The 14,194-nt window shown below is 72.4% G+C and carries 7 protein-coding genes; 5 read left to right on the top strand and 2 right to left on the bottom strand.

All coding sequences use genetic code 11. The features are described 5' to 3' along the window. Positions 1-42 precede the first annotated feature (42 nt). Both AKH00_RS04170 and AKH00_RS04165 read left to right on the top strand, forming a co-directional pair. Positions 43-3,282, top strand: coding sequence for an ATP-dependent helicase (locus tag AKH00_RS04170; protein WP_050721409.1), 3,240 nt, complete (start codon positions 43-45; stop codon positions 3,280-3,282). Beyond that, positions 3,279-6,734: an ATP-dependent DNA helicase gene (locus AKH00_RS04165; protein WP_200903792.1), complete on the top strand. Its 3,456-nt coding sequence runs from the start codon at positions 3,279-3,281 to the stop codon at positions 6,732-6,734. The genes AKH00_RS04170 and AKH00_RS04165 overlap by 4 nt, the downstream gene beginning before the upstream one ends. Here AKH00_RS04165 and AKH00_RS04160 read toward each other — a convergent pair. After that, positions 6,680-8,059 (bottom strand): hypothetical protein, encoded by a 1,380-nt coding sequence (locus AKH00_RS04160; RefSeq protein WP_235556686.1) that lies wholly within the window; start codon positions 8,057-8,059, stop codon positions 6,680-6,682. The two genes, AKH00_RS04165 and AKH00_RS04160, sit on opposite strands and share 55 nt — an antisense overlap. 64 nt (positions 8,060-8,123) lie before the next feature. Here AKH00_RS04160 and nudC point away from each other — a divergent pair, with 64 nt between their 5' ends. Both nudC and AKH00_RS04150 read left to right on the top strand, forming a co-directional pair. Continuing rightward, positions 8,124-9,020, top strand: a complete 897-nt coding sequence (gene nudC / locus AKH00_RS04155; protein ID WP_050721407.1) for an NAD(+) diphosphatase — start codon at positions 8,124-8,126, stop codon at positions 9,018-9,020. Continuing rightward, positions 9,017-10,738, top strand: coding sequence for an ATP-dependent helicase (locus AKH00_RS04150; protein WP_050721406.1), 1,722 nt, complete (start codon positions 9,017-9,019; stop codon positions 10,736-10,738). The genes nudC and AKH00_RS04150 overlap by 4 nt, the downstream gene beginning before the upstream one ends. Before the next feature lie 814 nt (positions 10,739-11,552). On the opposite strand, the gene AKH00_RS04145 is transcribed toward AKH00_RS04150, so the two are convergent. Beyond that, positions 11,553-12,968 carry a zinc-dependent metalloprotease gene (locus AKH00_RS04145; RefSeq protein ID WP_050721405.1) on the bottom strand — a complete coding sequence of 472 codons (1,416 nt, stop codon included), beginning with the start codon at positions 12,966-12,968 and terminating at the stop codon, positions 11,553-11,555. Between the two features lie 117 nt (positions 12,969-13,085). Between AKH00_RS04145 and AKH00_RS04140 the strand changes: the two genes are divergently transcribed. Beyond that, positions 13,086-14,180, top strand: a complete 1,095-nt coding sequence (locus tag AKH00_RS04140; RefSeq protein WP_082297386.1) for a YlbL family protein — start codon at positions 13,086-13,088, stop codon at positions 14,178-14,180. Positions 14,181-14,194 lie beyond the last annotated feature (14 nt).

The following is a 14,194-nucleotide window of genomic DNA, read 5'->3' as shown; positions in this document are numbered from 1 at the left end:
GGCCGGACTGCGATGTCGGCGCACGCCAGTAGCGTGGAGGACATGACCCAGGATGCCGCGCAGACCGCCGTGATCGGCGCCGCGGCGACATCATCGGGCATCATCATCGGCGCGCCGGGCACCGGCAAGACCCGTACGCTCATCGAGCGGGTCGTGCACCTGCTCGACGTCGAGCGGCTCGCCCCGGAGCAGGTCCTCGTCCTGACGCCGAACCGGCAGGCGGCCACCGCGCTGCGCGACCGCGTGGGGGTGCGGATCGGCCAGGCGACACCGGGGCCGCTCGCGCGCTCTCTGGGGTCGTTCGCGTTCCAGATCGTGCGCGGTGCGATGGTGCGTGCCGGCGCCGAGCCACCCGCGCTGCTCACCGGCGCCGACCAGGACCGCCTGATCGCCGAGCTGCTCGCGGGCGACGCCGAGGACGAGGCGATCGTGTGGCCCGACGCGTTGAGCCCATCCGTACGCGCGTCCACGGGATTCCGCTCGGAGCTGCGGGCGTTCCTCGCCGAATGCGTCGAACTGGGAGCGCATCCGGCCGAGCTGCGCGCCGCGGGCGACCCCGCCTGGACGGCTGCTGCGGACTTCCTGGTCGAGTACCGCGCCGTGCTGGACAGTGCACGCGCCGCCCACCGCGACGCCGCCGATCTGCTCGCCGAAGCCGCGGAGATCCTGCGCACGGCCGACTCCGCCACCCTCGGTCCGCTCGCGCCGCTCCGCGTCGTGCTGATCGACGACGCCCAGGAGCTGACGCGCGGCGGCGTCGCGGTCGTGCAGGCGCTGCGGGCTCGAGAGATCGCCGTGCTCGCCTTCGGCGACCCCGACATCTCCTCCGGGGCGTTCCGCGGAGCGACTCCCGAGCTCTTCGCGGAGCTCGCGGGGACGCTCGGTGAGGTGTACGTGCTCGACGTACCGCATCGACAGGCGGCCGAGCTCACAACACTGACCCGCGCCGTGACGCAGGCGATCGGGGCCGCGGGCCGAGTGGATCACCGCCGCGCGCCGCAGCCCTCTGCGAGCGCCGACGACAGCGACCCTGCGGTCCGGACCTTCCTCGCGCCGTCGCCGCACGAGGAGCTCGACCGCATCGCCGGTGTCATGCGGGAATGGCATCTGACGGACGACGTGCCCTGGGACCGCATGGCGGTCATCGCGCACGACACGAGGCAGGTCGCCCAGCTCGAGACCGAGCTCGCCGCACGGGAGATCCCGACGAGGGCGGCCGGCATCCAGCGACCGCTCGGCAGCGAGTCCGTCGTGCGCGACATCGTCGGCGTCGTGCGGCTCGCGCTGACGCCGCCGCAGGACCGCACGCCCCAGGAGTGGGAGGAGGCGCTGCGCACGCCCTTCGGCGGGATGGACGCGATCGGACTGCGTCGCCTTCGGGCACGGTTGCGCCACGTCGAGCTCGACCTCGGCGGTTCGACACCCGCTCGCGAGCTGCTGCGTCAGGCGCTCACCGAGCCCGCCCACCTGACGCTCATCGACGCGCAGGAGTCTCGTATCGCTGCCCGCTTCGCGGAGGCGGTCGCCGAGGTGTCGGCGGCGGCGGCCGCCGGCGAGACCATCCACGACCTGCTCTGGCGGGTCTGGGATCAGGCGCGGGCCGTCGACGGCCGCCGACTGCGCATCGCGTGGCGCGAGTCCTCGTTGCAGGCGAGCGGCGCGGAGACCGCGCGGGCACTCGATGCCCTCGTGTCGCTGTTCGGCGCCGCGAAGAGATTCGTCGAGCGGACGCCGAACGAGAAGCCGGAGGCGTTCGTGCGCGACGTGCTGGACAGCGAGGTTCCGGAGGATTCGCTCTCGAGCCCCGACAGGCCGGGGCGTGTCACCCTGCTCACCCCGGCGACCGCTCTCGGCACCGAGTTCGACGTGGTCGTGGTGGCCGGTGTGCAGGACGGCGTCTGGCCGAACGTGCGGCTCCGGGGCGGACTGCTGCAGACCTGGCGCCTCGCTGATGCGATGAGTGCCGCTCGCACCGGGGTCGCCGAGCAGCCTCCGGGCGTGCTCGATCGCCGTCGTGCGGTGCTGCACGACGAACTGCGTCTGTTCGTACGGGCGATCTCCCGTGCCAGGACTCGGCTCTTCATCACCGCCGTCGACGACGACGACATGACGCCGAGTCCGTTCTTCGCTTTCCTGCCCGCACCGGAACCGCCCGAGATGCACGCCTCGGCCGAGCATCCGCTCACCCTGCGCGGCCTCGTCGCACGCCACCGCCGGACACTCACGACGGCGACCGCGGTGGCGGCGAGGGAGCACGCGGCGGGCCAGCTCGCGGTGCTGGCCCGCGAGGGCGTGCCCGGCGCGGACCCCGACGAGTGGTACGGAGTGACTCCGACGACGACCGAGGCGCCCCTGCACGACCTGACCGTGGAGGCCGCGCGCGTCTCGCCGTCGCGCATGGAGTCCTTCGAGGAGTGCGAGCTGAACTGGGCCGTGTCGGCGCTGGGCGGCGACTCGGTCATGCCGCCGTCGGCCGGGATCGGCACGATCGTGCATGAGGCGATGGAGAAGGTTCCCGACGGTGAGCTCGACCGCCTCCGGGCCGTTCTGGCCGAGCACTGGCCCGAACTCGACTTCGAGACGGCGTGGATCGGGCGCAAGGAGCGCCGCCGCGCCGACCTCTACATCGACCGGCTGCACAGCTACCTCTCGGCGGTCTCCGCGGAGGGCGGTCGTGTGCTGGCCGGCGAGGTGGAGTTCCGCTTCGCGGTGGACGTCCCCGACGACGGCGACGGCGACCTGGAAACGGGGCCCGGCGTGCACGACGTGACCGGCGACGGGGACCCGCAGCCGCACCGGGCGATCGTGCACGGCTTCATCGACCGGGTGGAGGCCTACGCCCCCGGCGGCGGCGAGCACGCCAAGGCGCGCGGCCAGAAGTGGACGCGGATGGCCGCGCCCGAGGCCGAGCGCGTCGTCGTGGTCGATCTGAAGACCGGCAAGTACGAACCCGAGAGCGAACAGAAGGTCGCCGACCACGCGCAGCTCGCCGCGTATCAGGTCGCCGTCCAGCAGGGACTCATCGAGGGGGCGGCCCCCGCAGCGCTCGCCGGCGCGCGACTCGTTCTCGTCGCCAAGACCCTGTCCGGCAGCGACTTCCGCGTCGCGCACCAGCACACGCTCGCGGGGGAGGAGCGCGTGCAGTTCCTCGGGCGCATCGCGGATGCCGCGCGGGGGATGTCGGCGTCGAGCTTCACCGCCCGCGTCGACGCCCACTGCGCCGACACGCAGTGGCGCGTGCAGCCCTGCCGCATCCACACGGTCCCGGCGGTGAGCTCGTGACCGTCTGGGACGGCACCGGGCACGGGGTGTCGGCGCTCGATGTCGCCGCGGCGCTCGGCCTACTGCCGCCCACCGCCGCGCAGCAGCGCGTGATCGAAGCACCGCCGACTCCCGCGCTCGTCGTCGCGGGAGCCGGCAGCGGCAAGACCGAGACCATGTCCGGCCGTGTCGTATGGCTGGTGGCGAACGGGCATGTGCGCCGCGACGAGATCCTCGGACTCACGTTCACGCGCAAAGCGGCGGGGGAGCTCGCCGAGCGGATCGCTGCCCGGCTTGCGCTGATCGACGAGTACGGTCGCCGCGGCCTGCTGCCGCATCTGCCCGAGATCGTCGCGACAGGAGCGCTCGAGCGGGTGGGGAAGGCGGCCGCCGGTCGTCAGCGCGAACTCGTCCGCGCGCAGGTGCTCGACGACCTCGCGGCGCGCTTCGGCACGGTCGAGGGCGGAGCGGCGGCGCCGGCGGTGGAGGATCTGCTGATCCGGCCGCGCGTGTCGACGTACAACGCCTTCGCCGACGGCATCGTGCGCGAGCACGCGGCGCGCATCGGCCGGGACTCCGACGTCGCGATGCTCAGCCAGGCGGCGTCATGGATGCTCGCGCGCGACATCGTGCTGCGCGCCGATCTCCCCGAGCTCGAGGAGATCGACCGGTCCCTCAACGGAGTCGTGGACGCGGTGCAGCGGCTCGCGGGAGATGCGCTCGACCACCGCGCCGATCTCGGACGCGCCGACCGGATCGCGCTGCGCCAGGCCGAGGCGTTCGCGCCGTACGCGAGCCACGCCGACATCGGCGGTGTCTCCGCCAACCTGCGGGTGCTCCCGGCGCTGACGAGTCTGGTCCGCGAGTACATCGCCGAGAAGGAGCGTCGGGGCGTGCTCGACTTCGCGGACCAGGTGAGCGGCGCCTACGACATCGTAGAGTCCTCCGCGGACGTGCGCGAGGAACTGCGGGATCAGCACCGGGTCGTGCTCCTCGACGAGTACCAGGACACCTCGGTCATCCAGACGCGATTCCTCGCGGAACTGTTCCGGGACTCGGCCGTGATGGCGGTCGGAGACCCGCACCAGTCGATCTACGGATGGCGTGGCGCGAGCGCCGACAACCTCCACGCGTTCGCGCGCACCTTCGCCGAACGCGAGCCGGTCGAGAACTACAGCCTGATGACGAGCTGGCGCAACGACCGCGGTGTGCTCGACATCGCCAACGAGGTGCTCGGCCCACTGCGCCGAGACGGTCTGGACGTGCCGCCGCTCGAGCCTCGCCCCGGTGCGGGCGACGGCGCCGTCGAGGTGCGTTTCCCCCTCACGGTCGACGACGAGGCACGAGAGGTCGCCGCATGGTTCGCCGAGCGGCGGGCGGCTCATCAGAACGCGGCGGCGCCGCACACGGGCGCGATCCTGTTCCGCTCCAAAAGGCACATGCAGACCTTCGCGGCGGCGTTGGCCGGGCGCGGCATCCCGCATCGCATCCTCGGTCTCGGGGGCCTGCTCTCGACCCCCGAGGTCGTCGACGTCGTGTCGACCCTGCGGGTGCTGCACGACCCTACGGCGGGGTCCGCGCTGATCCGTCTCCTGGTGGGGCCGCGGTTCGCGGTGGGGGTCGCCGACATGGCCGCGCTGCAGGGACTCGCGGCCGAGCTGTCCCGACGCGACAGCGGGCTGCTGCCCCTCGACGACGAGCTGCGGCAGAGGATCCGGGCATCGCGCGGGGCGGACGAGGCGTTGTCGATCGTCGATGCCGTCGACGTGGTCCGAGGTCTCGCCGACGACTACCGCCTGCTGGCGGAGATCACCCCGGAGGGTCGTGCGAGGATCCGTGCGGCGGGCGAGATGCTCGAGCGGCTGCGGCGCTCCTCTTCGCTTCCGCTGCCCGACCTGCTCCGATTGATCGAGCTGGAGCTGCGCCTCGACATCGAGCTCGCGACCAACGAGACGCGCGGGCCGGCGCGCATCGCCGCGACACAGCTGCGTGCGTTCACGGACGAGGTCAGGGCGTTCCTGGCCGCCGATGAGCGCGGCACGATATCGAGCCTGCTCGCCTGGCTCGACAAGGCGGAGAGCACGGACGAGCTCATGCCGCGCCCCGAACCTCCGGAGCCGGGAGTGGTGCAGCTGCTCACGATCCACGGCTCGAAGGGACTCGAGTGGGACGCGGTCGCCGTGGTGCGGATGGTCGAGGGAGAGCTCCCCTCGCGTCCGACCGACACCGCGGGATGGTTCGGGTTCGGGGTGCTGCCGTTCGCGCTGCGCGGCGACAGCGCCGCACTCCCGACGTTCACCTGGATCCCCCCGACGGATGAGGAGCCCGACCCGGCGAAGCGCCTCAAGGCAGGGATCGCCTCTCTCACCAGTCGCAGCAAAACGGCCCCTGGTGCCCTCACGGTGTTCAAGGACTCCTACCGCGAGTACCAGCAGGAGGAGGAGCGTCGCCTCGCCTACGTGGCGGTGACCCGTGCGCGCACCGACCTGCTGCTGACGGGCGCGCATTGGGCGGGGCAGAAGCAGCCCAAGGCGCCGAGCCCCTATCTGCTCGAGGCGATCGAGGCGAGCGGTGCACGCCCGATCCCCGAGGTCGATCCCGAGGACAACCCCTACGACGGCCCCGGGGCGACGCTCACCTGGCCGATCGATCCGCTCGGCGCGCGGCGCCCGATCGTCGAGGCAGCCGCTCGTGCGGTGCGCGAAGCGGGAGACGGGACGGCGGAACCCACGCCCGAGCTCACGCGGCTGCTGGCCGAGCGCGCGGCGAGGCTGCGGGGCACGGACGCCCCGCCGCCCACGCGCGTGCCTGCCTCGCGGTTCAAGGACTACGTCACCGACTTCGGCGACACCCTGTCGTCGATCGTGCGCCCGATGCCGGAGCGTCCCTATCGGCAGACCCGCCTGGGCACCCTCTTCCACGCCTGGGTCGAACGCCGCAGTGAGCTCGTGGGCGTGGGACAGCGCGTCGACGAGGCGCTCTGGGAGCTGGACGACGAGGACATCGTCCCCTCCTCGGATGAGACGGGCGCGGACGTGTCACCGGCGGATGCGGCCGACCTCGCAGCGCTGCAGGACGTCTTCGAGCGGAGCGAGTGGGGCGATAGGCGGCCGATCGCGGTGGAGATCGAGATCGACTTCGTGCTCGGCGGCGGACTCGAGACGGCGCCAGAGGATCGGCATATCGTGATCTGCAAGCTCGACGCGGTGTACCGACGCGAGGATCGGGGCGGCCGCATCGAGATCGTCGACTGGAAGACCGGCAAGGCACCGCGCACGGCGAAGGACCGGGAGGAGCGGATGCTGCAGCTCGCGCTCTACCGGCTCGCCTACCACCGCAGATTCGGGGTGCCCCTCGAGGAGATCGATGTCGCTCTCTACTACGTGGGCGACGACCTCGTCATCCGCGGCGACCGCGTCTACTCGGAGGCTGAGCTCCTCCAGCGCTGGAGCGCGGCACGCGCGGCGCGCTGAGCCTCGTCCTCGGGTGAGGTCGCATCGTCGTGCGGGGCGGTGCGCCCCGAGTCCCGCGCATCGTCGTCCGCTCGTTCCGTCGCGTCGTGCGCGAGACCACGCCTCACGTCGGACAGATCCTCGGTCTCCAGGCCCCCGACCTCCATGCGGTGGGCGGCCGCGCTCGCCGCCTCGGTCAGATCATGGGTGCCGTCGTCATCGGTGATCGCGGCATCGGCGTTCGTATCATCCGCGCCGTCGTCCGTGGAGCGCTCGTCGGACTCGTCCTGCCACAGCTCGTTCGGGTTGTACGCGTCCGTCTGCATCGACGTGTCCACGCTCGATGCCGCGGGTTCGGGCACGCGGTCCAGTGCGTCCATCGCCGAGTCGACGCCGTCTCCGCGGGAGTCGGCCACCGTGAGATCGTCGGCATGCAGTCCGTCGGCCAGGGCCTCCAGAAGTGCCGCCGCGTCGTCGACGATGTCGGAGCGACGCAGGGAGTCGCCGTGCACGAGCCATCGGGCGAACTCGAGCTCCGCGAGCAACCGGGCGCGCACCTCCAGGGCGGGGTCCGGCACGCGGTCGACCGTGCGCGCGTACGACGCGTGCACGTCTCCCGCGGCATCCGGCGCGGCCGAGAGCCAGGACAGGTCCAGCGCCGGATCCCCCACCGACAGCGAGTGCCATCCCAGGAGGCCGGTCACCTCGGGGCCCCTCTCGTCGTCATCGCGGAACAGGAAGGAGGTCGCCTGCACGCCGCCGAGCACGACCGTGGACTCGAATCGCCACAGCTCGTCGTCGGCGACGGCCTCGCGCCAGCGGACGGTGAGTCGCGCGGGAACGCGACCCGTCGCGGCGGCGGTGTCGATCAGCCGCGCCAGCTCGTCGCGGCTCTCCTGCGCCGAGCGCATGAGCAGCCCGGCTCCGCGCACGACTGACGTCGGCAGCGCGTGCACGGCGGCGATCGCGGATCCCATCGACTCGGCCGCGCCGCGCCCGGCGGGAACGAGGGCGGCCTCGATCTGGAAGCCGGGGAGCAGCTCCGTCACGAGCGCGCGTGCGTCGCCGAGCCGCGTCTCCCCGATGTACTCCGGCGCGGCGAAGGGCAGCATCGCTCGTGCTCCTGCGGTGAGCGCTCGCAGGGCGAGGGCCTCCGCGGCCAGTTCACGCGCGGTCTCGTCGTCGTCCGCGACGCGGATCGCGAGCTCCCTGCCGTCGGCGAGTGAGGCGACTGCGGAATCGAACCTGCCGTCGCCGTCGGCGGTCAGCGGGCGGGCTCCCGTCACCTCGGCTCCGGGCAGTGCGGCCGTCACCGCCGCGGCTAGAGTGAATGGAGAGCGTCCCATACACCCAGGGTAGGTGGGCGCGGGGGCCGTCCCGCCTCCGCCACGCCCGTGAGAGAGGGAGTCGATGACCACGATGCGCGCGCCTTTCGACCGTGCGGCAGACCTGCGGACCGAGGTCGGAGTGATCGATCGTCTGCGCGCGGAGCCCGCGACCACGGTGATCGCCGTCCGTGACGGACGCGTGCGCATCGACGGCGACGACCTCGAGGCTCCCGCACTTCTGCGAGTCTCGGCGGACGACGTGGGAGAAGCGACCTGGGCCCTGCTCGGCCGGGACGCGGCCGGCGACGCCGTGCTCCTCGCCGCCCTCGCCCCCGAGGTGGACAGCGTGGACACCGCGCCGGACGAGACCTGGCTCGGGCTCCGCGACCTCGGCGGCCGCCTCGGCGGCGAGGACGCCGAGATCCTGATCGAAGCCCTCGCGCTCGGCGGCTGGCTGCGAGACGCGCCGTTCTGCCCGCGGTGCGGAGGCGGCACCGAGCTGCTGCAGGCGGGGTGGTCCCGCCGCTGCCTGGTGTGCGGCCGGGAGCACTTCCCGCGCACCGACCCCGCGGTGATCGTGGCGGTCGAGAGCGCCGACGGAGAGCGGCTGCTGCTCGGGGCGAACGCCAACTGGGGCGGTCGCATGTACTCGTGCTTCGCCGGTTTCACGGAGGCGGGGGAGTCGCTCGAGGCGACCGTGCACCGGGAGCTGGCCGAGGAGTCGGGGGTGCGTCTCGCCTCACTGCGCTACATGTCGTCGCAGCCGTGGCCGTTCCCGCGCTCGCTCATGCTGGGGTTCCGGGCGGTCGCGCTGGACGAGGACGAGGTGCGCCCCGACGGCGAGGAGATCGTCGACGTGCGCTGGTTCACCCGTGAGGAGATCGGCACCGCGCTCGCCGGCGACGGTCCGGTCGGTCTTCCCGGCGCGGCATCCATCGCCCGCGCGCTGATCGTGTCGTGGTTCGAGGAGGGCGCGTGAGCGCACTCGACGCGCTCGACGAACGGCAGCGGGAGGCGGCATCCGTGCTGCGCGGTCCGGTCGCGGTGCTCGCCGGGGCGGGCACGGGGAAGACCCGGGTCATCACGCATCGCATCGCCCACGGCGTCGACACCGGCGCGTACAGCCCCTCGCGGGTGATGGCGGTGACGTTCACCGCGAAGGCGGCGGGCGAGCTGCGCGGTCGACTCCGCGCGCTGGGCGTCGAGGGCGTCGCGGCCCGCACCTTCCACGCCGCGGCTCTCGCCCAGCTCAACTTCTTCTGGCCGACGCTCGCCGGATCGCCCGCGCCGTCCATCATCGACAACAAGGTGCGGATGCTGGGCCAGGCGGCCGACGCGATGCGGCTGCGCCCGAGCACCGCGACCCTGCGGGACATCGCGTCCGAGATCGAGTGGCGCAAGGTCTCGATGCTGTCGGTCGAGCAGCACGCGGCGCTCGGCCGGAGCGTGAGCGGCGTCGACACGGCGCAGCTCGCCGAACTGCAGCAGCGCTATGAGGCGCTCAAGGACGAGCGGCACCAGCTGGACTTCGAAGATGTGCTGCTCGCCTGCGCGGGGATGCTGGAGGCCGAGCCCCGCGTCGCCGCCTCCGTGCACGAGCAGTACCGCCACTTCACGGTCGACGAGTTCCAGGACGTGTCCCCGCTGCAGAACCGTCTGCTGGAGCTGTGGCTCGGAGACCGCCGCGACATCTGCGTGGTCGGCGACGCGAGCCAGACCATCTACTCCTTCGCCGGCGCCGAGCAGCGTTTCCTGCTGGAGTTCGAGCGACGGCATCCCGACGCGACGATCGTCCGGCTGGAGACCAACTACCGCTCGCAGGCCCCGATCCTCACCGCCGCGAACGCCCTCATGCGCGGTCGGCCCGGCGCGCTCGAGCTGGTCCCGGCGCGCGAGACGTTCTCGGCCGACACCCCCACGGTCACCGCCTATGACAGCGAGCGCGAGGAGGCCGAGGGCATCGCGTCGTCGATCGCGGCGAGCATCGAGGCCGGCGCCTCGCCCGCCGACGTCGCCGTGCTCTACCGGGCGCACGCGCAGTCGGCCGTGCTGCAGCAGGCGCTCGCCGCACAGGGCATCGCGACCTCGGTGCTCGGCGGCACCCGGTTCTTCGCGATGCCGGAGGTGCGTCAGGCGATCCTCGCGCTGCGCGCCGCCGCGGTTGCGCCGACCGAGCACGGGTTCCTTCCCGGCGTGCAGCGTGTGCTGCGCGAACTCGGTCTCACCGAGGAGCCGCCGGCGGCGGGGGGCGCGCAGCGCGACGGCTGGGAGGCTCGGCGTGCCATCCTTCGGCTCGCCGAGGAGGCCGCGCCGGGGGAGACGCTGCGCTCGTTCAGCGATGCGCTCATGGCGCGCGCCAAGGATCAGCACGAGCCGACCATGCGCACCGTGACGCTGTCCACCCTGCACGCGGCGAAGGGTCTCGAGTGGCCGCACGTGCATCTGGCGGGATGGGCGGAGGGCGCCCTGCCGATCTCCTATGCCACCGGGTTCGAGGCGATCGACGAGGAACGACGACTCGCCTACGTCGGCGTCACGCGGGCCGCGCGTACCCTCTCGCTGTCGTGGTCGCGGTCGGCCGGACGAGGGGAACGGGCTCCGTCGCGGTTCCTCGCGGAGATCGGGACCACGGCGCGCGGCACCGGCATCCTGCGTGAAACGGCACCGGGTGCCGGGCGCGGCGTCCGTCGCGGCTGATCACGACGACCGAGCCGCCGGCAGGATCGTCGGCGAGCATCTGCGCGACGACGGTCGCTGCACCGGCGATGCGTGCGGCGCTGATCGGGCCGGAGGGGCGACCGATGAGCTGGGCGTGCATGCGCGGCCACGCGGGGTCGTCGTCCGTGGCCGCGCCGTCCCGGCACGCGAGGCAGGGTGACTCGCCGGGGACGACCAGCGGACCGATCGTGATCCGCCCCCGCTCGAGCGACACCGGTAGGTGAGCGGTGTCCACGCGCAGGTAGCGCGCGAACTCGATCGAGGCGGCGGCTCCCTCGACGAGGACGACGCCGATGTCCCCGGGGTCCGAGCGGATGCCGGTGGCGACGCCCTCGTCGATCAGAGCGTCCCGCAGACGCGGAGCGCACCGGCCGTCGTGCACGCCGAGGCTCTCGACCCATGCGGCGCGCGGCGTGGGCGGGTCGTCGACCAGCAGCGGCTCGAGTCGTGCGAGCAACGCTCGAGCCTGGGTGCGAGGGGCCCCGGCCGCATGCGCGATCACGTCGAACGACGCCCGCCGGAACCCGATGGCCATCCGGGTGAGCAGTCGTTCCACCCAGGGGTCGGCGGCGGGGATCCGCAGCGTGCCCTCGATCCCGATCTGCAGCGTCTCGCCGTCACGCCACAGCAGCGGGACGGAGGGGTCGAGTCGGGTGAGGACCTTGGGCGTGAGCGGCGGCATCCCTCGATTGTGCGGATGCGGCGGCCCCACCTGGTCCACGAAAGCCGGATCCGTGGACAACTGCGGCGGATCCGGCGCCTGTGGAGGAGGAGACGCCGAAGAGCTCCTGACCTATACCGGTCGATCGCCCTCGGGCGCTCCGCCCTCGTCGCCGTGGTCGTCCGCGGGGCCGTCCCCGGCATCCTCGTCGCCCTGTCCGGAGAAGTCGTCGCCGTCGAGCAGACGCGCGAGCGCCTCGTCGAACTCGTCCGTCGCCGGCTGCTCGCCGCGCGCCGTGGCCTGGAGCCGGGCGACCAGTGCGGTCGGGTCGTCGATGTCCTCCGACGTCGGCATGAGGTCGGGGTAGTCCCACAGCGCATCGCGCCCCGCGGCGCCGACGGCATCCGTCACGGCCTGCCACATCGCCGACGCCTCCCGCAGGCGACGCGGACGCAGTTTGAGGCCGACGAGCGCACCGAGCGCGTCCTCGGCGGGGCCGCCCACCGCGCGCCGGCGACGCGCAGCCTCCGCGATCCTCGCGCCGTCGGGCAGACGTGCCGTGGCCTGCGCCGTGACCACGTCGACCCAGCCGTCGATCGTCGCGACGAGGTTCTCGAGTCGAGCCAGCGCTTCGCGCTGCGTCTCGCTCTGCGTGGGCAGGAGCGCCCCGCCCTCGATCGCCGCGCGCAGCTCCTCCGGGTTCGAGGGGTCCAGGCGGCTCGCGACGTCTTCGAGCGCTTCGACGTCGACCGTGACCCCGCGAGCGAAGTCGGTGATCTGCGCCATGACGTGCAGGTGCAGCCACTTGGCGTGCCGGTAGAGACGCGCGTAGGCGAGCTCGCGCGTCGACAGATACAGTGCGATCTGGTCCTCGGGGATCTCCAGCCCCTCGCCGAACGCGGCGAGGTTCTGCGGGATCACCGCGGCGGTGCCGGCGGGGAGCACGGGGATGCCGACGTCTCCGCCCGACACCACCTCGAGCGAGAGGTTGCCGAGCACCTGGCCGAACTGCGCGGCGAAGACCGAGCCGCCGAGACCGCGCATGAGCTTGCCCGCTCCCTGCACGATGCCGCGCATGTCCTCGGGCACCTGGGTGTCGAGCGCGCTGGTGAGGGCGTCCGCGATGCTCGTCGACACAGGATCGGCGATCTCCTTCCAGACCGGGAGCGTCGCCTCGACCCACTCGCCGCGGGTCATGGCCCTGGGTGCTTCGCCGAGCTCGGAGATGGTCGTCGCCTCGCCCAGCCAGAGGTTCGCGAGGGCGAACGAGTCCGCGAGCGAGGTGCGCGCCCCCTCGGAGATCCCGAGCCCGTCCCGGTTCGCGATGTGCAGAGCCTGACGGAGCGCGTTCTCCCACGCATCGCCGCCGAAGGCGCCCTGCAGCTGAGACATGATCGTCTGCATCATCGCCGGATCGAGCTGGAGGCCGTCCATGCCGGCGAAGGCGTTCTGCAGGGCCTCGGGATCGATGTCGCCGGCGCCCTGCCCGGCCATCATTCGTCGGAGGAACTCCTGGAAGTCCTCGGGTGTCGGGTCGTTGTCTGCCATCGCGATCGCCTCTCAGCACGTCTGAAGCCGTGGCATCTACGCTAGTCACAGGAACGGCCGCGAGTCCCCGAACGTGGGCAGATCGCTGTACGCCGCCCGCGAACGACGGAGGAACCTGTGGATCGAACCCGGTCTGTGAAGCTCGGACTGGGAGTATGGGCGCTGGTCGTCGCGTTGATCGCGCTCGTGGTGCTCACCTTCCTTCCCACGCCCTACGTGATCCAGCGACCGGGACCCGTCTACGACACTCTCGGCACGGCCCCGGGAGCGGACGGCGAGAAAGTGCCGCTGATCAAGGTCGAGGGCGCTGAGACCTACGAGACCGGCGGCACTCTCGACCTCACGACCGTCCAGGTCGTCGGAAACCGCGAGCGCACGCCCAGCTGGTTCGAGCTCGCGCTGGCCTGGGCGGACTCGTCGCGCGCGGTCGTGCCGATCGAGTCGGTGTTCCCCGCGGGGCAGACGAGCGAGGAGCGCGACGAGCGCAACGCGACGCTCATGGTCGACTCTCAGCACGAGGCCACGGCCGCGGCGCTGAACGAGCTGGGCTACGACACCGGGGCGCAGGTCGCGGTGGTCGACGTCGTCGAGGATGCTCCGGCGCAGGGCGCGCTCGAGTCGGAGGACGTCATCACGGCGGTCGACGGCACCGCGGTGACCTCCGCCACGCAGCTGCGCGACGCGATCCAGGATGCCGGGGGAGACCCGGTGGCCCTCACGGTGCTCCGCGCCGGGGCGGAGACCACGGTCGAGGTCACACCCGAGAAGCACACCGAGGGCGACGTCACCACCTGGTTGATCGGCGTCACGCTGCGCACCGACTACGACTTCGAGGTCGACGTCACGCTGCAGCTCGACAACGTCGGGGGTCCGAGCGCCGGCATGATGTTCGCCCTCGGGATCATCGACACCCTGACCCCTGGCGAGCTCAACGGCGGACAGAACGTCGCAGGCACCGGCACGATCGACGCCGAGGGCACGGTCGGGCCGATCGGCGGCATCCGGCAGAAGCTCTACGGGGCCCGCGATGCCGGGGCCGACTACTTCCTCGCCCCGCAGTCGAACTGCGACGAGGTCGTGGGACACATCCCCGACGGGCTGACCGTGCTGAGCACATCGACCCTGGAGGAGTCCCTCGCGGCGCTCGAGGTCATCGCAGACGACGGCGACGTCTCGGCGCTGCCGACGTGCGAGGTCGCCTCCGCGCAGTGACTCGGAGGCCGTAT

The organism is Microbacterium sp. GCS4 (assembly GCF_001262495.1).
Taxonomy (GTDB): Bacteria; Actinomycetota; Actinomycetes; order Actinomycetales; family Microbacteriaceae; genus Microbacterium.
The sequence above is the reverse complement of the archived record's forward strand: the minus strand, read 5'-3'. Positions and strand labels throughout refer to the sequence as shown.